The following is a 19,064-nucleotide window of genomic DNA, read 5'->3' as shown; positions in this document are numbered from 1 at the left end:
AGACGCGACCGAGCCCGATCGAAACCGCCTTCCGGGCGAGTGGAATCGTCGCCTCACTTGGCCTAGCCTAGACGCGCCAAGAAACCCCAGCCAATAAGGATGCCTCCCCATGCGCACAGCCTTGGGCGCGCTCGCGCTGCTCGTCTCCGCAAATGCCTGGAGCGCGATTCCCGCGACTCCGGTGATGACGGTCTACAAGTTCAATGGGCCGATGGAAGTGCCCTATTACGATGCCGATCGCTTCGCTCGCTCCGGCACGACGGCGCGAGCGGGAGCCCTGGTCCAAGGGACCTCCGTCATCCCCTGTTTGGTGGTTCGCAACGGCAAGCCGCTGACGGATGCCAAGGGGACGCCCTACGTCGGTTTCGAGATCGTCGTCGATCCGCGGCGCGCAACGCCCGCGGCGACGGACGTCTTCAAGCGCGCCGTTGCCAAGCGCAAGGGCCTGAAGGTGCGTAATCACCATTGTCCGGCGGGCACTCGAAACGTCATCAATGTGCGCAATCTCTACGCCCTGGAGAAGGCGCCTTTCTTCGATCCTCCGGCCTCGGGGCGGCGCTCGCCCGATTCCGGGCAGACCCAGCTCGACCGGATCGTACGTGCCTTTCATGCCTCCAGCGAGTGCGCGGACGTCAACCGACGCCTCATGCGGCGCCGTCAGGCCTTGGAGCAGGCCTGGGACAGGTTCATTCGCAAGCGCTCCGATCTCGGCTCGCCGACCACCTTGGCCCGCGCAAAGCATTTGGACTATGCCATGCGGACCGCGCTCTACGAAGGTCACCTGGGGCGCGGATGCAGCGCCTATGGTGCCTGCGAGCGCAACGTCGTGGTGCTCTCCATTCGCAATCGCGCCGTCGGGCAGTGCCAGCGCGGGCAGGGGTGCGGCTTTCCGGGCGATTTCCAGGGCGTCTCGTCTGCCGTCTCTCAGTACAACATCTGGGACGAGTACCTGGCCCAGATCTCGGGTCTGACCTCCTGCTATCTGCGGCCCGACCTCGCGAGCAACGACTACTACGCCAAGATTCAGACGATGTACGCACAGACGGCCCCGGACGCCGAGCGGATTCTCTATGGCGGCGATGCCGGTCTGCGCGCGGTGTTCCCAGGCAACAGCCTGTCCGACCTGACCGAGACGCGGCATTACTATCATGCGCCGGCGATGGGCAAGTGCTTTCCCAAGCACAACCGGGTCGAGTACATGACGGGCGCCGTGGCGCGGAATGGCAGTGACTATGCCCTCATTGCCAATACCCGGATCCAGGTCGGCGCCAAGTCGGGAAGCGGCTATGCCTTCGAAGAGTTCTTGTTCGAGGAGGCGCCCGATCGAGACATTGTCAGTATCCGCGAAAATTACCCCGGCTTCCTGGTCGACGCGCGCAAGGTCTCCCTGCGCAAGCCTGGGTATTGCCCCGCATACGGCATACCCGTTGGCTGCCGATCCGCGGGCAGCGGGCGCTATCGCAAGGTGCCGAGCTGGCTGAGCGCCGGCAAGCCGGTCGAGATCCGCTGCCGCGTCGTCGATCGCGGCGAGTCCTGCCGCGGGGGCGGCTCCAAGCGGTCGGTGAGCGTTGGCGGCACCTGCGATAAGGAGATGCGTCCGGTGGCGCGCGTTCCCTGAGCGCCGTCTTCGATCGAGGCTCGGGAATTCGAGCCGTAAGGCGATTTCCGAGAATCTTCGTACCAAAGGTGCTTCGAGACGCGTCGCCTGGCGGGCCTTGCGTGGGAGCGCCGCCCCGCGGGGCGAAGCCCGCTTCGACCGCCCCGGTTGCGGCTGGGCGCCGCTCCCACGGGTCGAGCCCCTGACCCGGGACCGCCGGTTTTCCGGTCGGCCTCACATGCAGGTGGCTCCTTGCCCCGTGACTGTGATCTACGCCGGCTCTGCCATGCTCGAGCGCTCGGTGGCATGCTAACGGCGAGCCGGCTAGAAAGCCGGCGCTCCCAGTGTGGGCTGTCATTGCCTTGGTGCTTCGATCACGCCGCGTCAGGCAGGTCTTGCGTGGGAGCGCCGCCCCCGGCGCGACGAAGCCTGCTCCGACCGCGCTAGTCGCGGCTGGGCGCCGCTCCGACGGATCGAGCCTGTTTCTGGTACGCGCATTCCTGGAAATCGTCTAAAGGCGCGAAGGACGCGAAGCGAAATCAGGGCTTGCTCAGCATGCGCCCTTCACTCGCTCAGGTGGAGGGCGCTGCCTGGCTAGCCTCTTGGCAGGCTCGGCGCTCCGTGCCGCCTATGCTGAGGTGGCGCCGAAACAATGCTCGTCAAATGCTCGCCCTCCGTTGGTATGTATTCTGCTTGAGGGTCGGCTCCGTGCGACACATCCAGCTTGCAACTTGGGAAATCTCCGCGAATCAGCGAGATAGCTGAACGCCAGGGAAGGTGTCTCTGTCGAGATGCGCGCAGTTCGGATAAGGGTGTCGGCTCCCTGACAATCCAGCGTTTGAAAGAGGTGTGAGAAGTGCCCTGCAATGCCGCGAAAACCGACCGCTACCTGAGCTTCGAGGGTATCGAGTGTGATGCCTATGCCGAGCGTGTCGTCGGCTATATCCGTGACTGTATCGGCGATGTTGAAAACCCATCGGACTGGCAGTCCTACTTCGAGCGCAAGCTCGTCGAGAATGCGGGCATGGGCCAGGACGACCTCTTCCTCGTCGGTAGCCAGATCAACTATATCCGTATGCTCTTCGAGCACTACGAGCACTACGAGCACTACGAGCACGGTGCGGGCCTGGAGCTGCTCGATCAGATCGAGGAAGACTGCTGCTGAGCCTGGTCCGGGGCACTCTCTCAGGGGTGTGCGGGGTCGTCGATCTGGCGTGATGGCTCGAGGTCGAGCGCGGCGCTCAATGTCCTCGCCATGGCGCTGCCCGCCTCCGCGACCGAGATGCTCGAGATGAAGCTCGACAGCTGCGTCATGGCGAGCCCGGCGTAGCCGCAGGGATTGATGCGCTGGAAGGGCTCCAGGTCCATCGCCACGTTGAGGGCGAGGCCGTGATAACAGCAGCCATTGCGCACGCGCAGCCCCAGTGACGCGATCTTGGCGCCGTCGACGTAGACGCCTGGGGCGTCCGTGCGCCGTGTCGCCTGGATGCCGTAGCTGTCGAGCAGGTCGATGACGGCCTGCTCCAGTAGGCTGACGAGGCGCTTGATGCCGATGCCGAAGCGGCGCAGGTCGAGCAGCAGATAGGCGATCAGCTGGCCGGGGCCGTGGTAGGTCACCTGGCCGCCCCGATCGACGTGAACCACCGGGATGTCTCCCGGGTCGAGCAGGTGCTCGCGCCGTCCCGCTTGGCCGAGGGTGAAGACCGGAGGGTGCTCCAATAGCCACAGCTCGTCCGGGGTGTCTTGCCCGCGGCGATCAGTGAAGGCGCGCATCGCCTCCAGAGTGGGGAGGTAATCCTGCAGCCCCGAAAAGCTGCGCAGCAGCAAGGGGCGCAATTCTGCGGCGCACTCGGTGCTCACAGCGCCCAGGCGATCAGCTTATGGGCGCTGAGGTCGCGATAGATGGCGTCCAGCTGGGGCTTGCTCTGCGCCTCGATCACGACGGTGACCGAGATCCACTTGCCGCCGCGGCTCGGCCGCACGCTGACGGCGCCCGCATGGACCCCTGGCGCATGGCGCTCGACGATCTCGACGACCAGGGTCTCGAGTCCGTCCTCGGCGCGCCCCATGGCCTTGATCGGAAAGCGGCAAGGGAACTCGAGCAGGGTCTCTTGCGTGTCAGACATCGCCGTTTCTCACCTTTTCCTTATGGGCCTGGTAGAGCCGGTCCATGTGCTGCCAGAGCGGGCCTGGGCGGCCGTCGCCGACGGGCGCCCCGTCGAGACGGGTTACGGGGAGCACCTCGCGGGTCGAGCTGCTGAGCCAGATCTCGTCGGCGTTGCGAAGGGTCTCCAATGGAACCGGCTCCTCCAAATAGCGAATGCCGTGCTCTTCGGCGAGCAGCAGCGTGAGCTCGCGCGTGATTCCCGGCAGCAGCAGGTGGCTGTTCGGTGGCGTCATGATGGTGTTGGATGCGACCATGAGCACATTGGATACCGCCCCCTCGGTCACCACGCCATCGCGATGCATGATGGTCTCCAAGGCGCTGGCGTCCTCGGCTTCTCTGCGCATCATCACCGCCGCGATGAGCGAGGTCGACTTGATCTCGCAGTGCAGCCAGCGAATGTCCGGACGCGTAATGCAGGCGACACCCTCCGTGGCGATCTCCGGGCGCCGGGGCTTGATCGGGCTCGCGCAGGCGAAGACCGTGGGCGCGACGTCGGCCGGGCAGAGGTGGTCGCGGCTCGCCGGGGCGCCCCGGGTGACCTGCAGATAGACGGACTGGTCGGGTGCGGGCGGCGCGCCGACGAGACGACGCAGCACGCTGCGCCATTCGTCGCGGGCCAGCGGATTGTCCAAACGGATGGCCGCGAGGCTGGCGTCCAGTCGGTCGAGGTGCTGCTCGAGCCGGAGGAAATAGCCGCCATAGCTGGGGATGACCTCGTAGACGCCGTCGCCGAAGATGAAGCCCCGATCCATGACCGACACCCTGGCCTCGGTCATGGGGACGAAGGCGCCGTTCAGATAGGCCTCGCTCAATGCGGACTCCAGGATCGATCGGTGAGGGGGGTGTCGAGCGGCAGCATGCTCAGAATATCTGCAGGAGGCTGTCCTTCGCCTTGCGCCACAGTCCTCCCTCGGGGACGTCCTGCAGGGCGACCAGCGGAGCCCGGGTGACTTCCTCGTCGCCCATGGTGACGATGACGTCGCCGAGGCGCGCTCCCTTGGCGATCGGGGCCGTCAGGTCCGAGGTCTTCTCCAATCGAGCGCTCAGCTTGTCATAAGTTCCGCGCGGGATGGTCGCGACCACGTCGATGCTCGGTCCGACCGGCAAGTTTTCTTGCTCGCCATACCAGACACGCAGGCTCTCGATGGGCTGGTCGGCGGCGAATAGCTGATGGCTTTCATAGAAGCGGAATCCCCAGTTCAGGAGGGCGAGGCTGGCCTCGGCGCGGGCGCTCGGGCTCGCCGCACCCATGACCACAGAAATGAGCCGCATGTCATCGCGCTTGGCCGAGCCGACGAGACAGTAGCCGGCCGCCTTGGTGTGCCCCGTCTTGACGCCGTCCGCTGTCGCGTCACGCTTGAGCAGCGGGTTGCGATTGGCTTGGGTGATGTCGTTGTAGGTGAACTCCGTCTGCCCGTACCACTTGTAGTATTCCGGGAACTCCCGGATCAGGGCTACGGTGAGGCGTGCCATATCGCGTGCGGTCGTGTATAGCTCGGGGTCGGGCAGGCCGTTGGGATTGGTGAAATGCGTGCTCGACATCCCGAGTCGCTTGGCGTTGGCGTTCATCATGTTGGCGAACGAGTCCAGGCTGCCGGCGACGTATTCGGCCAAGGCGACGCTGGCGTCGTTCCCTGACTGGATGATCATGCCCTTGAGCAGGTCCTCGACGCTGACCTGGCTGCCGACCTCGATGAACATGCGCGAGCCGCCGGTTCGCCAGGCCTTCTCGCTCACAGTGACGATGTCGCTCAGGGCGATGTGGCCAGCGGTCAGCTCTCGAAAGACCACGTAGGCGGTCATGATCTTGGTGAGACTGGCAGGCTCCAGGGGCTCGTCGGCGTTCTTTTCGGTCAGGGCCGTGCCGCTGTTGAAGTCGACCAGCAGGAATCCCTTTGCCCCAAGCTCAGGGGCGGCCGGGATCGGCTGCGCCGCCATGGACAGGAGCGGGGCGGCGCAGAGCAGGAGCCACAGGAGCGATAGCTTCAATGCAGACTTCATGAGGGGAGCTCCAGGAGGTCGAGATGAGGGGGCAGGATTACCCTCATTCTAACCCTCTTGTTTTCGATTTGGCAGCGGGTCTCAGTTCCACACTCGGTGTGGAGTGCCGACCCCGAGACCGGCGATCTCCCGGGAGATGCGCTCCGCATCCTGGTCCGACGCGAGCGGGCCCACGCGGACCTTGTAGAGCGGTGGGGCGGCGGCGTCCGCGTCCGGCTGGAGGATGCTCACCCGTCCTTGCTCGATGCGATTGCTGAGGCGCTCACGCAGCTGCTCGGCATTTGCCGGGCTGCCAAAGGCGCCGACCTGCAGATAGAGCCTGCGTCCCGAAGCCTGCGCGTGCCGGTTCGTGCCCTGCGCCTGGGGCGGGCGCGCCGCCGGCGCCGTCTCCGCGAGGCGCTGCGGCTGCTGCAGTCGCGTCTCGTCGCCCTTGGTCGGGCTGTGCGCGACGGTTGCTCGACTGGAGGCGGAGCTTGCCGAGGGCGGTCTCGGCGTGGCGCCGGCGGACGAGCCAGTACCCGTAGCGGCACCGGCTAGGAAGGGTCCTGGGTCGGAGCCGCGCCCTTTGGTGGGGTCGATCGCCCGCACCTCGACTGCCGCCGTCCCCTTCCTGTGCACGCCGAGCTTGACTGCGGCCGTGTAGGACAGATCGATGATTCGCGGGCCGTGGAAGGGGCCGCGGTCGTTGACGCGGACGACGACGCTGCGCCCGTTCTCCAGGTTGGTGACGCGCGCGTAAGTGGGTAGCGGCAGCGTTTTGTGTGCGGCCGTCATGGCATGCATGTCGTAGATATCGCCCGAGCTGGTCTTGCGGCCGTGGAAGGGCTCGCCGTACCAGGAGGCCAATCCGCGCTCGACATGGCCGCGGCTGCTCTTCTTCGGGTAATAGCGCTTGCCGAAGACGACGTAGGAATCGGGGTTGCCGGACCTCGATAGCGGCTCGACCTTGGGCGCCGCGTCCGGGATGCGTGCGATCTCGGGCGGGATCTCATCGCCGTCGACCAGGTGCTTCTGACTGGCGCAGCCGGTCAGCAGGAGCAGCACGCTGGCGATCACCGGCCAGCACGGGCAGTGCATTCCGAGCATGGATCGGCCCAGGGCGCACTTCGGCAGTTCGGTCCGAGCATCTGAGCTGCGCATCTGCAATGCCTCCTACCAGGCAATCCTGTGACCAGGCAATCCTGGGGCTCAGCCAGCCTCGGCGAAGGCCGCGCGAATGGCCTCGCTCAATTGGTAGACAGCCATGGCGTATAGATTGCTGTGGTTGTATCTGGTGATGACGTAGAAGTTGTCGAGGCCGACCCAGTATTCGTCCTCGACGCCGTCGAGGCGGAGCAAGCTCGCGGGCGTTGCCGAGTCGAGCGCGCGCGGTGCCCAGCTCACGCCGGCCTCCTGCAGTGCCTCCAGGGTGAGCCGGGGCTCGATCGGCCGCTTCTCGGCGACCTCCAAGCCATTGATGCGAGCGGCCGCCATCTCGGCCGGGAAGGCGACGGGGACGCCGGGGCGCCAGCCGTGCTCTTGGAAGTAGTTGGCCACGCTACCGATCACATCGGCCTTGCTGCCCCAGAGGTCGCGCCGTCCGTCGGCATCGAAGTCGACGGCGTAGGCGCGATAGCTGGATGGGATGAACTGGGGCAGGCCCATTGCGCCCGCGTAGGATCCGCGCAGCTCGGCCGGCTCGATGTCCTCCTCGCGTGCCAGCAGGAGCAGCTCCGCGAGCTGGGCGCGGAAGAAGTCTGCGCGCCGCGGATAGGAGAATCCGAGCGTCGTCAGGGCGTCGAGCACGGGATAGCTGCCCAAGTTGGCGCCATAGCTGGTCTCGACGCCAACGATGGCCGCGATGACCTCCGGCTTGACGCCGAAGCCGGCCTCCGCTCGCGCCAGGGTCTCGCGGTTGGCGCGCCAGAAGGCCACGCCGCCGCGGATGCGCTCGGGCGTGAGGAAGAGCTTGCGGTAATCGCGCCAGGGCTTGGCCTCATAGGGGCGATTCATGGCGTCGATGATGCTCTGGCGGTAGCTCGCCTGTGCCAGCAGCGACTCCAGGGCGCTGGCTTCGAAGCCATGCCGCTCGACCATGTCGGCGATGAATTGCTGACTTCCGTCCCGATAGGAGTCCGGCTCGGCGGTGGCCGCCGAAGCGGCGAGCACAAGGGCGGCGAGAAAGGGGCGAAGGGGCGGCATTGCGGCTCCGCAGATGAGGCTGAATCTCAGGAGTTACCTGCAGTCTATGTCCAAAGCGACTAAGTTTCCAGGCTATTTCTTGCGCCTGTGCGTCTCGATCGCCATGAGTATCCCGAAGCCTGCCATGAGCGTCACCATGGAGGTTCCGCCATAACTGATGAGCGGCAAGGGCACGCCGACGACCGGCAGCAGCCCCGTGACCATGCCGGTGTTGACGAAGAGATAGACGAAGAAGACCAGCGTCAGCCCGCCGGCGAGGAGTCGGTCATAGTTGCTCTCGGCGCGCGCGGCGATCATGAGGCCGCGGACGATGATGAAGAGATAGAGGCCGAGGAGGGCGACGATGCCGGTGAAGCCGAGCTCTTCGCCGATGACGGCGAAGATGAAGTCCGTGTGGCGCTCCGGTAGGAACTCGAGATGGGACTGGGTGCCGTTCAGCCAGCCCTTGCCCGAGATACCGCCCGAGCCGATGGCGATCTGCGACTGGATGATATGGTAGCCGGTCCCGAGCGGGTCCGACTCGGGATTGAGAAAGGTCATGACGCGGGCGCGCTGGTAATCGTGCATCCCCATCCACAGCAGGGGGGCGAGCGCGGCGGCGGCGGCGGCCAGGCCGATGATCATGCGCCAGCTGAGTCCGGCGATGAAGAGCACCAGGATGCCGGCGCTGGCGACTAGCAGCGAGGTCCCGAGATCGGGCTGCTTGGCGATAAGCACTACCGGGATGAGGGTCAGCGTCATCGCCAGCAGAATACTGAGCAGGCTCGGCGGCAGCGGGCGTCGCGAGAGCAGCCAGGCGACCGTCATGGGGACGGCGAGCTTGAGCAGCTCCGAGGGCTGGAAGCGCACGACGCCGAGGTCGAGCCAGCGCTGCGCGCCCTTGCCGATCTCGCCGATGACGAGTACGGCGATCAGCATCAAGACGCCGGCCCCGTAGATCCCGAGCGACCACCGCCGCAGGCTCGCCGGCGGGACTTGGGCGATGGCGAGCATGAATCCGAAGGCGATGCCCAGCCGGACGAGCTGGCGCTTCACCGTGGCGATGTCCTGGTCGCCCGCGCTGTAGAGCATCACGAGCCCGAAGCCGCAGAGCACCAAGAGGCCCAGCAGCAGGGGGACATCGATGTGGATGCGCCGCAGCCAGCCGGGCTCGGCCGGCCTCACCTCCCAGTCGAGGTGCGTCCAAAAGGGGCTAGTTGCCATGCGGGTCCTCCCCGTCTTGACTCAGCTGGGCCCCGCCGAGGTGCGCGTCGATGACCCGGCGCGCCACGGGCGCGGCCGTCGAGCCGCCGTGGCCGCCATTCTCCACGATGACGGCAACCGCGATGCGCGGGTCCTCCACCGGCGCGAAGGCGACGAAGAGGGCGTGATCGCGCATGCGCTCCGGGGTCGTCGCGGCGTTGTAGGTCTCCTTCTGGCCGACGCTGAAGACCTGTGCGGTGCCCGTCTTGCCCGCGATGCGGTAGTCCTTGGAGCGAATGCGCTTGGCGGTTCCGCGCGCACCCTCGACGACTTGCGCCATGTCTTCCACGATGGTGTCCCAATAGCTCGCGTTGCCGACATCGAGCGTGCGGCTGACCATCGGGAGCTTGTGCGCCGTCGGCGCGCCCGGGACCCTGCTGGCATAGCCCAGGCGCGGCTGGATGAAGTGCCCGCGGTTGGCCGCAGCAGCCGTGGCTGCGGCCAGCTGGATCGGCGTGGCGAGGAAGGAGCCCTGCCCGATGCCGACGATCAAGGTCTCTCCGGGGTACCAGGGCTGCTTGCGCACGCGCTCCTTCCACTCCCGCGAGGGCAGCAGTCCGGGCAGCTCGCCGGAGATGTCGACCCCGGTGCGCGCGCCAAAGCCGAAGGTCGCCATGAAATCGTGGAGCTTTTCGATGCCCATCTGGTTGGCGAGCGAGTAGAAGTAGACATCGCAGGACTGCACGATGGCCTGGCGCATGTTGACCGTGCCGTGCCCGCCGCGCCGCCAGCAGCGGAAGCGATGACTTTGGCCCGGAAGGCTGAAATAGCCCGGGCAGTAGATCCCCTTGCGGCTGTTGATCGTGCCGGTCGCCAGGCCGCCGAGGGCGATGAAGGGCTTGACCGTCGATCCGGGCGGATACTGGCCGCGGACCGCGCGGTTGTAGAGCGGCTTGTCCGGGGAGTAGAGCAGGGCGTCGTAGTCGGTCTGGCTGATACCCTCGACGAAGAGGTTGGGGTCGAAGCTCGGTTGGCTGACCAGCGCCAGGACGCCGCCGTTGCGCGGATCGATGGCCACCACGGCGCCGCGGCGATCGCCGAGCGCCTCCGTGGCGGCCTGCTGCACGGCGACGTCGAGGTAGAGGTAGAGGTCTTGGCCGGGCTCGGGCGGTGTGCTTTCCAGCGTGCGGAGGATGCGGCCACGGGCGTTGACCTCCACTTGCTGGTAGCCGACGCGCCCGTGGAGCAGATCCTCGTGCGCCTTTTCGACGCCCCCCTTGCCGATGAAGTTGGTCCCCGCGTAGTTGCCCTTGTCGATGCTCGCCAGCTCGCGCTCGTTGATGCGGCCGACGTAGCCCAGCACATGCGCCGTCAGCGCTGCCTTGGGGTAGGTCCTGATGAGCTCGGCATGCACGTCGACGCCTGGGAAGCGATAGCCGTCTACCGCGAAGCGTGCGACCTCGGCGGCGGTCAGGTTGAGCCGAATCGGAACGGCCTGGAAGCGCATCCGCTGCCGTTTGAGCCGCGCGAAGCGGGCGCGGTCCTTCTCCGTGATCGGGATTAGCTTGGCGAGCTCGGCGATGGTCGCCTCGAGATCGTCGATCTTCTCGATCGTCAGCTCGAGCGAGAACGACGGGTGGTTCTCCGCCAGCAGCAGGCCCTTGGCGTCGTAGATGAGTCCGCGGGTCGGCGGGACCGGCTGGATCTTGACGCGGTTGTCCTGGGAGAGCACGGAGAAGTGCTCGTGCATCTCGACCTGGAGGTGGGCGAGCCGGATCAGGATGAGACCGAGCCCAAGCAGGACGAAGCCGGCCGCGACGATGGCCCGCACGGTGACCAGGCGCTGCTCTCGCCGGCGGTCTTCGAGACTGTCCTCCAACATGGCTCAGCGCGGTCCTACGCGGCGCTCCATTGGGGTCAGGAGCAAGGACATGAAGGGCCAGAGGAAGAGGCCGATGAGCGATGGGGTCCAGTAGGTGAGCGGCGGCATGGGCTGACCGGTGGCGCCGATGGCCCAGAGCGTGAGCAGGCGCTCCACCAGCAAGATGAGCCAGACGAAGAAGGTCTGCTGCCAGAGCGGAAAGATCCGGATGCGCGCGCGTAGCATGATGGCCAGATAGGCCGTCACCGACAGGCTGAGGGCGTGCTGGCCGAGCAGGGCGCCGGTCAGCACGTCCACCATGAGTCCGACGCAGAAGCCGACCAGCACCCCGACGCGGCTGGGTGCGGCGAAGCACCAGAACAGCAGGGCGAGCACGACCCAGGGCGGCTGATAGTCGAATGGCCAGCCTGGGATTGGCAGAATGGTCAGGTACATGGCGAGCACCAAGGTCAGCAGCGCGAGCCAGAGGGAGCCGCCGCGCCGGCGTTGCGCCGAGCTGAGCCTGGATGGCCTCACTGGCTGCCTCGCGCCTTGGTCGCGTCGCCAGCGAGCGCCTGCTGACGCGATGTCTCGCTCAGATTCCAGACCAGCAGCACCTCGCGGCTACGGTCGAGTCGGGCCGTGGGGGCGGCGATGACCGTCGTGAAGGGATTGTCCGGATCCTGGCGGACCGTCGTCACCCGGGCGACCGGGTAGCCGGCCGGGAAGCGCCCATCCATGCCGGAGGTCACGAGCAGGTCGCCAGCCCGCACGTCCGCGTTCTTCGGGATGTAGAGCAGCTCGAGCTCCTGGCTCAGCCCGGTGCCCGCGGCGATGGTCCTGAGTCCGTTGCGGTTGATCTCGACCGGCAGTGCGTGATCGGCGTCCGTGATGAGCAGCACCACGGACGAGAATGGGCTGGCGCGCACCACTTGGCCCATGACGGCGTTGGCGTCGAGCACGGGCTGTCCGATGAAGACGCCCGACTTGGTTCCCTTGTTGACCATGACCTGCTGACGGTAGGGAGCCAGCTCGATCGACATGATCTCGGCGATGACGACGCGCTCGCCGAGGTCGAGCGAGGATCCGAGCAGGTCGCGCAGACGGATGTTCTCCGCCTCTAGGGCCTCAAACTGCTGCAGCCTCGCCTTCAGGAGCAGGTTCTCGCGATGGAGCTCTGCATTCTCCACGCGCAGCTCATGGGTGCTGGCGAGCTGCTCGCGTGTGGTGCGCACCAGCTCGGTGGGCTGATTGGCCGCGTACTGGACCGGATAGGTGAGAAATGCGAGCGCGGAGCGGACCATCTCCAAGTGCTGGTGGCGATGATCCGCGACGATGAGTCCCAGCGCCGTGAGGGCGGCGAAGAAGACGCGGAAGGTGGGCGAGGGTCCACGTGCGAACAGGGGTTTGATAGCGGCGCTCCTCAGCAAGATCTTGGCAGCGAGTGGATCTCGTGAGACCGCATAGGGTCACGAGTCGGCGCCGAGCGACGGCGCGGTCATTCCGTCGTGAAGAGCCCGATCTCCTGGGCGTCCAGCGTCTCCAGCGCCTTGCCGCCACCGCGCGCGACACAGGTGAGCGGATCTTCGGCGACGATGACCGGCAGGCCGGTCTCTTCCTCGATGAGTCGGTCGAAGTCCCGCAGCAGCGATCCGCCGCCGGTGAGAACGATGCCGCGCTCGGCAACGTCCGCCCCGAGCTCGGGCGGGGTCTGCTCCAGGGCCATCTTCACCGCCTGGACGATCATCGCGAGCGGCTCCTGAAGCGCCTCTAGGATCTCGTTGCTGTTGAGCGTGAAGCTCCTCGGGACACCCTCGGCGAGGCTACGTCCCTTGATGTCGATCTCCAGCACCTCGCTGCCCGGGAAGGCCGAGCCGATGTGATGCTTGATCCGCTCGGCAGTGACCTCGCCGATCTGGGTGCCATAGTTGCGCCGCACATAGTTGACGATGGCGTCGTCGAAGGTGTCTCCGCCGACCCGCACGGACTCCGCGTAGACGATGCCGTTGAGCGAGATGACGGCCACTTCCGAAGTCCCGCCGCCAATGTCGATCACCATGCACCCGCGCGGCTCGTGGACGGCCAGGCCAGCCCCGATCGCCGCCGAGATGGGCTCCTCGATCAAATAGACCTCGCGGGCGCCCGCGCCGGCCGCCGACTCCTTGATAGCGCGCCGCTCGACCTGAGTCGAGCCGCAGGGCACGCAGACCAGCACGCGCGGGCTCGGCTTGAAGACGCTCGTCTCATGCACCTTGTGGATGAAGTATTGAAGCATCTTTTCCGTGACCGTAAAGTCGGCGATGACGCCGTCCTTCAGCGGGCGGATTGCGGTGACGTTCTGAGGCGTGCGGCCAAGCATCAGCTTGGCCTCCTCGCCGACCGCGACCACCGACTTGCCGCCGCCGCTCTTCTCGTGGCGAATGGCCACCACAGAAGGCTCGTTGAGGACGATTCCCTGGCCGCTGACGTAGATCAGGGTGTTGGCGGTCCCGAGATCGATCGAGAGATCGTTGGAGAACATCCCGCGAATGCTTCTGAACATCGAAATAGCTACCTTCCGGGTGGTACGGAGCGCCAAGGGTTAGGGAGGTCCAGGGGAGGGGGCCGGCGCGAAGTCCGGTGGAGCGGTCCCTGAATGATTGGGCGGCTAATCTAGCAACGCCTTGGTTAATCGGCAAGGTTTGGGGGGTTAGGCCTCGATTCGCACGACTTTAGGCGGGTGCGGCGAGTTTCACCGCACGCGCCCCTATGCTATTTTTCGCCGCTTTAACCTCACGGCGGATAGGCAATGTCACTGGACTCCTCCGATGTCGAAAAGATCGCTCACCTCGCCAGGCTAGCGATCGCGCCTGAGCAGACCGAGCGCTATGCCGCTGATCTCTCCAACATCCTGGACCTGGTCGCGCAGATGGACGCGGTGGATACCACTGACGTCGAGCCCATGGCCCATCCGCTGCATATGGCGCAGCGCCTGCGCGCGGATGCGCCCAGCGAGCCGAATCAGCGTGAGCGCTTCCAGGCGAACGCCCCCCTGGCCGAGGCCGGGCTCTACCTGGTCCCCAAGGTCATCGAATAATGCAGAACAAATCCATTGCCCAGCTCGCGGCCGATCTGCGGTTGCGTACCTATTCCAGCGTCGAGCTGACCAAGCACTATCTGGAGCGGATCGCGCGGCTCGACCCCGGGCTCAACAGTTTCATCACGGTCGCCGAAGAATCCGCGCTGGCCGCCGCCGCGCGCGCCGACCAGGCCTTGAAGGCCGGTGATGCCGGTCCCCTGACCGGCATTCCGATCGCGCACAAGGACATCTTCTGCACCCAGGGAGTCAAGACGACCTGTGGCTCCCGCATGCTCGAGAATTTCGTCGCCCCCTACGACGCGACCGTCGTCGAGAAGCTGGCGGCCGCCGGGGCCGTGGTGCTCGGCAAGACCAACATGGACGAGTTCGCCATGGGGTCGAGCAACGAGACCAGCTACTACGGCGCGGTGAAGAACCCCTGGAATCCCGACCTGGTGCCTGGCGGCTCCTCCGGCGGCTCGGCCGCGGCCGTGGCCGCGCGTCTCTGCGCCGCCGCCACTGGGACGGACACCGGGGGCTCCATCCGGCAGCCGGCGGCGCTGTGCGGCATCACCGGGATCAAGCCGACCTACGGGCGCTGCTCGCGCTGGGGCATGATCGCCTTCGCATCGTCATTGGATCAGGCCGGCGTTATGGCGCGCTCGGCGGCCGATGCGGCCTTCGTGCTCGACGAGATGGCAGGCTTCGACCGGCGTGACTCGACCAGCGCCGACGTGCCGGTTCCGGACTATGTCGACGCCCTCGACAACGACCTCAAGGGGCTGAGGATCGGTCTGCCCAAGGAATACTTCGGCGAGGGCTTGGATGCGGGTGTCGCGCGCTCCATCCAGGCGGCCATCGATGAGTATCGGCGCCTCGGTGCCGAGATCGTCGAGATCAGTCTCCCCAACAGCCCCTTGTCCGTGCCCGTCTACTATGTGGTCGCTCCGGCGGAGTGCTCGTCCAATCTGGCGCGCTTCGATGGGGTGCGCTACGGACACCGTTGCGCGGAGCCCAAGGATCTCGAGGATCTCTACAAGCGCAGCCGCGCCGAAGGCTTCGGCCCCGAGGTGCGGCGCCGCATCATGATCGGGACCTATGTCCTCTCCGCCGGCTATTATGACGCCTACTACCTGAAGGCGCAGAAGATCCGTCAGCTCATCGCCGACGACTTCAAGCGCGCCTTCGAGCAGGTCGACGTCATCATGGGGCCGACCGCCCCGGCCACCGCCTTCCCGCTCGGCGCCAAGATGGACGATCCGGTGTCCATGTACCTGAACGACATCTACACCATCGCGACCAACCTGGCGGGCCTGCCCGGCATCTCGGTTCCGGTTGCCCCGGTCGACGGGCTCCCGGTCGGGCTGCAGATCATCGGCAACTATTTCGAGGAGGCCCGCTTGCTCAACGTGGCCCATATGCTCCAGCACGTGACCCACTGGCACCAGGCGGCGCCCGTGGGATTCGAATGACTTGATTCTTGACGCGCCAAACGGTTGGTTGCCGCCTCGTGCGCGATTGGCTATGCCTGATCAGCCATCCTGTTGGCGTCGATGTCACGGTAGAGTATCGGGACGCGGCTGATACTCAGGACTTTGGCTTCGTGCTACAAGGAGTTTCGAGCACATGATTCGCGGTCGACTCCAGCGCTGGAATGACGACAAGGGTTTCGGCTTCATTCGGCCGTTGAATGCGAGCGGAGATGTCTTCGTGCATATTTCGGCATTCAAGGGAATGCCAAGACGCCCGGTTGTCGGCGACGTCATCAACTACTCGCTCGAGACCGATCGGGAGGGGCGCAGCCGGGCGATCAAAGCAACGATTGAGGGCTCGGGGCCAGTGCGACCTCGGCGTGGCCCTTCGGGGTCTGTGAGTCGAGCTCGACGGCGAAGCGGGAGCAGGCTGAAACCGGTTTTCGTTACGACAGTCTTCGTGATTGCAGTCGCGTCTGTCGCTCTTTCTCAAGACTGGTCTGGAATCGCCCAGTTTTTCGGCGTTCGGCTGAGTGAGAAGACTGATTCGTATTCCGACATGTCTGTGCCTTCGGCTAGGTCTGATAGCCCGCTGAGCTATCGCTGCGAGGGTAAGGTCTATTGCTCGGAGATGCGCTCATGCGAAGAGGCTCGGTTCTACTTGCGAAATTGCCCTGGTACAAAAATGGACGGTGATCGCGATGGCCTGCCATGCGAGCGGCAGTGGTGCGGCTGGTAGCGGAGGTAGCGCTTCAATCGACTGAATACCGGCTTGCTTGCGGCCCATCTGCCAAAGAATTGCTCAGGCGTAGATCATCAAGTTCTGTCAGAGGCCCGTCGTCCCCCGTTTTTTGGGGCTGTAAATTATATCTTCGAGCCCTTCGTGCCTTTGCGGTTCACATTCACGTAATTCAGTAGGCCCACTATGCAATGGGAAACCGTCATCGGTCTCGAGATCCATACCCAGCTCGCGACCCAGTCCAAGATCTTTTCAGGCGCGCCGACGGCGTTTGGCGCCGAGCCGAATACCCAGGCGTGCGCCATCGATCTGGGCCTGCCAGGTGTGCTGCCGGTGCTCAATGCCGAGGTGGTCCGGCTGGCCGTGCGCTTCGCCAAGGCGATCCAGGCGGAGATCGCGCCGCGCTCGGTCTTCGCGCGCAAGAACTACTTCTATCCGGATCTGCCGAAGGGCTATCAGATCAGCCAGTATGAGCTGCCGGTGGTGGGCAAAGGGCAGGTCGAGGTCGTTCTGGAAGAGGGCGCGGTCAAGACCATTGGTGTCACGCGGGCGCACCTCGAAGAAGACGCGGGCAAGTCGCTTCACGAGGATTTTCACGGCTTCACCGGCATCGATCTGAACCGGGCCGGCACGCCCCTGCTCGAGATCGTCTCTGAGCCGGACATGCGCTCGCCGCAGGAGGCCGTGGCCTACGCCAAGAAGATCCACCAGATCGTCCGCTACATCGGCATCAGCGACGGCAACATGCAGGAAGGCTCGTTTCGCATGGATGCCAACGTCTCTGTGCGTCCGGTCGGCCAGGAGGCCTTCGGCACGCGCACCGAGATCAAGAACGTCAACTCTTTCCGGTTTCTGGAAAAGGCCATTCAGTTCGAGGTCGAGCGCCAGATCGATGTCATCGAGGGCGGTGGCTCGGTCGTGCAGGAGACCCGGCTCTACGACGCGGCCAAGGACGAGACGCGCTCTATGCGGACCAAGGAGGAGGCCAACGACTATCGTTACTTCCCCGATCCCGATCTGCTCCCGGTGGAGATCGACGCCGCCTTCATCGAGGAGGCGACCGCGGACCTGCCCGAGCTTCCGGATGCCAAGCGCGCGCGCTTCCACACCCAGTACGGGCTCTCGGAGTACGATGCCAATCTGCTCACCGGCAGCCGCGATCTTGCCGACTATTTCGAGGCGGTCGCCGCGGCGAGCGGCGAGCCCAAGCTGGCTGCGAATTGGGTCAGTGGCGAGCTGATGGCGGCCTTGAACAAGGCCGAGAAAGAGATTGCGCAGAGCCCTGTCTCCGCACCGCTGCTCGCCGGGCTCATCCAGCGCATCAAGGACGGCACCATCTCGGGCAAGATCGCCAAGCAGGTCTTCGAGGCGATGTGGGCTGGCGAGGGTGACGCCGACCAAGTCATCGAGTCGCGCGGCCTGAAGCAGATCACGGATACGGGCGCCATCGAGGTGATGATCGAGGAGATCATCGCGGCCAATCCGGCGCAGGTCGAGCAATACCGGGCCGGCAAGGAAAAGGTCTTTGGCTTCTTCGTCGGTCAGGCCATGAAGGCAAGCAAGGGCAAGGCCAACCCTCAGCAGGTCAACGAGATCCTCAAGCGCAAGCTCCAGGGGTAGGGGTTCCGGCTCGTGGCGGCGACCGAGCGATGCGGTCTAGAAAACAGGGCTGCACCGCAAAGGCGCGAAGACCGCAAAGGCTTTCAATGCGCTCTTTTCCGGGGAATGCCTGGTTGAGGGGCGAGAGCAGGTTGCACAGCAAGTGACGCGCTTCGTCCCTCGCCTTTCTCTGCTTGCGGCGCTCGCTTGAGCATTCAGCGGCAAGGCTGGCTGCGCTGACCAGCGATGATCGAAGCTAACCTGCCACCTGCCACCTGCCACCTGCCACCTGCCACCTGCCACCTGCCACCTGCCACCTGCCTAGGGCGCAAACCTGTAAAGGATGTCGGTGACGCGGCCCCGCCAATAGGGCTGCGGACCGTCCGGCAGGAGCCAGGCGGCCTCTGCCTGGGTGGGGATCCGCATCCCGCTCCTGGGCTCGTAGTCTTGAAACCGCCCCTCCCAGGGCGTTGCGGCGAGCCTATCCCCCAGCATTCGGCCACGATCCTCCGAGCGAACGGAGCGGATCATGCCTTCCTCGTCGAAGCCGAATACGGCGGAAACCTCCAGGTCGCCATCGCGCAGTGTGGCACGCGCGGAGTGGTCGTCGATCGCCGTCCATCGCACGCCCTGGCTCGGGAGCAGCTTGGTGGGATACCAGGGGGCTTCGGCGAGGAAGCGCGCCAGCTCCGCCCGCCCCATCGTCTCGCCCGAGGCTTGACGGGCGACTGGCAGCAGGCCGAAGAGTGCCGCCTCTAGCGCGCCCTGGCCGGCGATGTAGCTATCCCGGACGAACACCTGAATGCCCGGCGAGCGTCGAAGCCGCGCATCCCAGGCGAATCCGGGCCGCTCCGTGAGCGTGGTTTGCTCTGCCGCCATGCCTGCCCAGCGCTCCCGCTCGAGATCGAGGCGCATTGCGCCGCTTTGCCCGATCTCGGCGACCGCGACGATCGGCTGGCCCGGCGTCAGAACCGACTGGAAGTAACGCTTCACTGGCTCGGGGAGGGCTTCGATCTCCTCCGCGTCGAAGATCCGCACGTCGATCTGGGCGCGCGCTGCGCCCAGGTGACGATGGGTCTCCGCGGTCTGGCTCTGCCACCGCGTGATCCCGTAGAGCAGGATCACGATCGGCACGATGGTGACCAGAAAGATGAGCGGCAAGGCCACGACCAGCAGCATGATTGCTCCAAATTCCACGGGAAATCAG

At 65.6% G+C, this 19,064-nt stretch carries 18 protein-coding genes; 6 read left to right on the top strand and 12 right to left on the bottom strand.

All coding sequences use genetic code 11. The features are described from left to right. Window positions 1–109 precede the first annotated feature (109 nt). Together G3446_RS11790 and cowN are read left to right on the top strand one after the other, a co-directional pair. Complete coding sequence (locus tag G3446_RS11790; protein WP_164453028.1) at window positions 110–1,618, top strand: hypothetical protein; 1,509 nt, start codon at window positions 110–112, stop codon at window positions 1,616–1,618. Between the two features lie 835 nt (window positions 1,619–2,453). Further along, a complete protein-coding gene (cowN, locus tag G3446_RS11785) occupies window positions 2,454–2,762 on the top strand; it encodes a N(2)-fixation sustaining protein CowN (RefSeq protein ID WP_164453027.1) in 309 nt (102 codons plus the stop codon). A gap of 20 nt (window positions 2,763–2,782) precedes the next feature. On the opposite strand, the gene lipB is transcribed toward cowN, so the two are convergent. From lipB to G3446_RS11730, 11 genes are all read right to left on the bottom strand, one after another. After that, window positions 2,783–3,466 carry a lipoyl(octanoyl) transferase LipB gene (lipB, locus tag G3446_RS11780; RefSeq protein WP_425338395.1) on the bottom strand — a complete coding sequence of 228 codons (684 nt, stop codon included), beginning with the start codon at window positions 3,464–3,466 and terminating at the stop codon, window positions 2,783–2,785. Next, a complete protein-coding gene (locus G3446_RS11775) occupies window positions 3,454–3,723 on the bottom strand; it encodes a YbeD family protein (RefSeq protein ID WP_164453026.1) in 270 nt (89 codons plus the stop codon). The genes lipB and G3446_RS11775 overlap by 13 nt, the downstream gene beginning before the upstream one ends. Continuing rightward, the gene (locus G3446_RS11770) at window positions 3,716–4,576 is read right to left on the bottom strand and encodes a D-amino acid aminotransferase (RefSeq protein ID WP_209262372.1); all 861 of its coding nucleotides are present in this window, start codon (window positions 4,574–4,576) and stop codon (window positions 3,716–3,718) included. Before G3446_RS11770 ends, G3446_RS11775 begins: the two co-directional genes overlap by 8 nt. 49 nt (window positions 4,577–4,625) lie before the next feature. Continuing rightward, on the bottom strand, window positions 4,626–5,765 hold the full coding sequence (locus G3446_RS11765; protein WP_164453025.1) for a D-alanyl-D-alanine carboxypeptidase family protein: 1,140 nt from the start codon (window positions 5,763–5,765) through the stop codon (window positions 4,626–4,628). Between the two features lie 81 nt (window positions 5,766–5,846). Further along, window positions 5,847–6,905, bottom strand: coding sequence for a septal ring lytic transglycosylase RlpA family protein (locus G3446_RS11760; RefSeq protein ID WP_280818811.1), 1,059 nt, complete (start codon window positions 6,903–6,905; stop codon window positions 5,847–5,849). Between the two features lie 48 nt (window positions 6,906–6,953). Further along, complete coding sequence (gene mltB / locus G3446_RS11755) at window positions 6,954–7,946, bottom strand: lytic murein transglycosylase B (protein ID WP_164453024.1); 993 nt, start codon at window positions 7,944–7,946, stop codon at window positions 6,954–6,956. A gap of 72 nt (window positions 7,947–8,018) precedes the next feature. After that, entirely contained in the window at window positions 8,019–9,149 is a 1,131-nt protein-coding gene (rodA, locus tag G3446_RS11750) for a rod shape-determining protein RodA (protein ID WP_164453023.1), read from the bottom strand. Further along, window positions 9,139–11,010, bottom strand: coding sequence for a penicillin-binding protein 2 (mrdA, locus tag G3446_RS11745; protein ID WP_164453022.1), 1,872 nt, complete (start codon window positions 11,008–11,010; stop codon window positions 9,139–9,141). Before mrdA ends, rodA begins: the two co-directional genes overlap by 11 nt. A 3-nt stretch (window positions 11,011–11,013) precedes the next feature. Next, window positions 11,014–11,526: a rod shape-determining protein MreD gene (gene mreD / locus G3446_RS11740; protein WP_342450103.1), complete on the bottom strand. Its 513-nt coding sequence runs from the start codon at window positions 11,524–11,526 to the stop codon at window positions 11,014–11,016. Then, window positions 11,523–12,419 carry a rod shape-determining protein MreC gene (mreC, locus tag G3446_RS11735; protein ID WP_209262371.1) on the bottom strand — a complete coding sequence of 299 codons (897 nt, stop codon included), beginning with the start codon at window positions 12,417–12,419 and terminating at the stop codon, window positions 11,523–11,525. The genes mreD and mreC overlap by 4 nt, the downstream gene beginning before the upstream one ends. Window positions 12,420–12,487: 68 nt before the next feature. Beyond that, entirely contained in the window at window positions 12,488–13,531 is a 1,044-nt protein-coding gene (locus G3446_RS11730; RefSeq protein ID WP_164453021.1) for a rod shape-determining protein, read from the bottom strand. Window positions 13,532–13,777: 246 nt separating this feature from the next. On the opposite strand from G3446_RS11730, the gene gatC reads away from it, so the two are divergent. The 4 genes from gatC (at window position 13,778) to gatB (ending at window position 17,878) form a co-directional block, all read left to right on the top strand. Further along, a complete protein-coding gene (gene gatC, locus G3446_RS11725; RefSeq protein WP_164453020.1) occupies window positions 13,778–14,065 on the top strand; it encodes an Asp-tRNA(Asn)/Glu-tRNA(Gln) amidotransferase subunit GatC in 288 nt (95 codons plus the stop codon). Then, window positions 14,065–15,519: an Asp-tRNA(Asn)/Glu-tRNA(Gln) amidotransferase subunit GatA gene (gene gatA, locus G3446_RS11720; RefSeq protein WP_164453019.1), complete on the top strand. Its 1,455-nt coding sequence runs from the start codon at window positions 14,065–14,067 to the stop codon at window positions 15,517–15,519. Before gatC ends, gatA begins: the two co-directional genes overlap by 1 nt. Window positions 15,520–15,673: 154 nt before the next feature. Beyond that, window positions 15,674–16,258 carry an excalibur calcium-binding domain-containing protein gene (locus G3446_RS28965; RefSeq protein WP_164453018.1) on the top strand — a complete coding sequence of 195 codons (585 nt, stop codon included), beginning with the start codon at window positions 15,674–15,676 and terminating at the stop codon, window positions 16,256–16,258. Window positions 16,259–16,444: 186 nt separating this feature from the next. Then, on the top strand, window positions 16,445–17,878 hold the full coding sequence (gene gatB / locus G3446_RS11710) for an Asp-tRNA(Asn)/Glu-tRNA(Gln) amidotransferase subunit GatB (protein ID WP_164453017.1): 1,434 nt from the start codon (window positions 16,445–16,447) through the stop codon (window positions 17,876–17,878). 300 nt (window positions 17,879–18,178) lie between these two features. On the opposite strand, the gene G3446_RS11705 is transcribed toward gatB, so the two are convergent. Beyond that, complete coding sequence (locus G3446_RS11705; RefSeq protein ID WP_164453016.1) at window positions 18,179–19,036, bottom strand: DUF6920 family protein; 858 nt, start codon at window positions 19,034–19,036, stop codon at window positions 18,179–18,181. Window positions 19,037–19,064: the final 28 nt, after the last annotated feature.

This window comes from Thiorhodococcus minor, assembly GCF_010820565.1.
GTDB classification, from domain to species: domain Bacteria; phylum Pseudomonadota; class Gammaproteobacteria; order Chromatiales; family Chromatiaceae; genus Thiorhodococcus; species Thiorhodococcus minor.
This window is presented reverse-complemented; position numbering and strand designations above follow the sequence as displayed.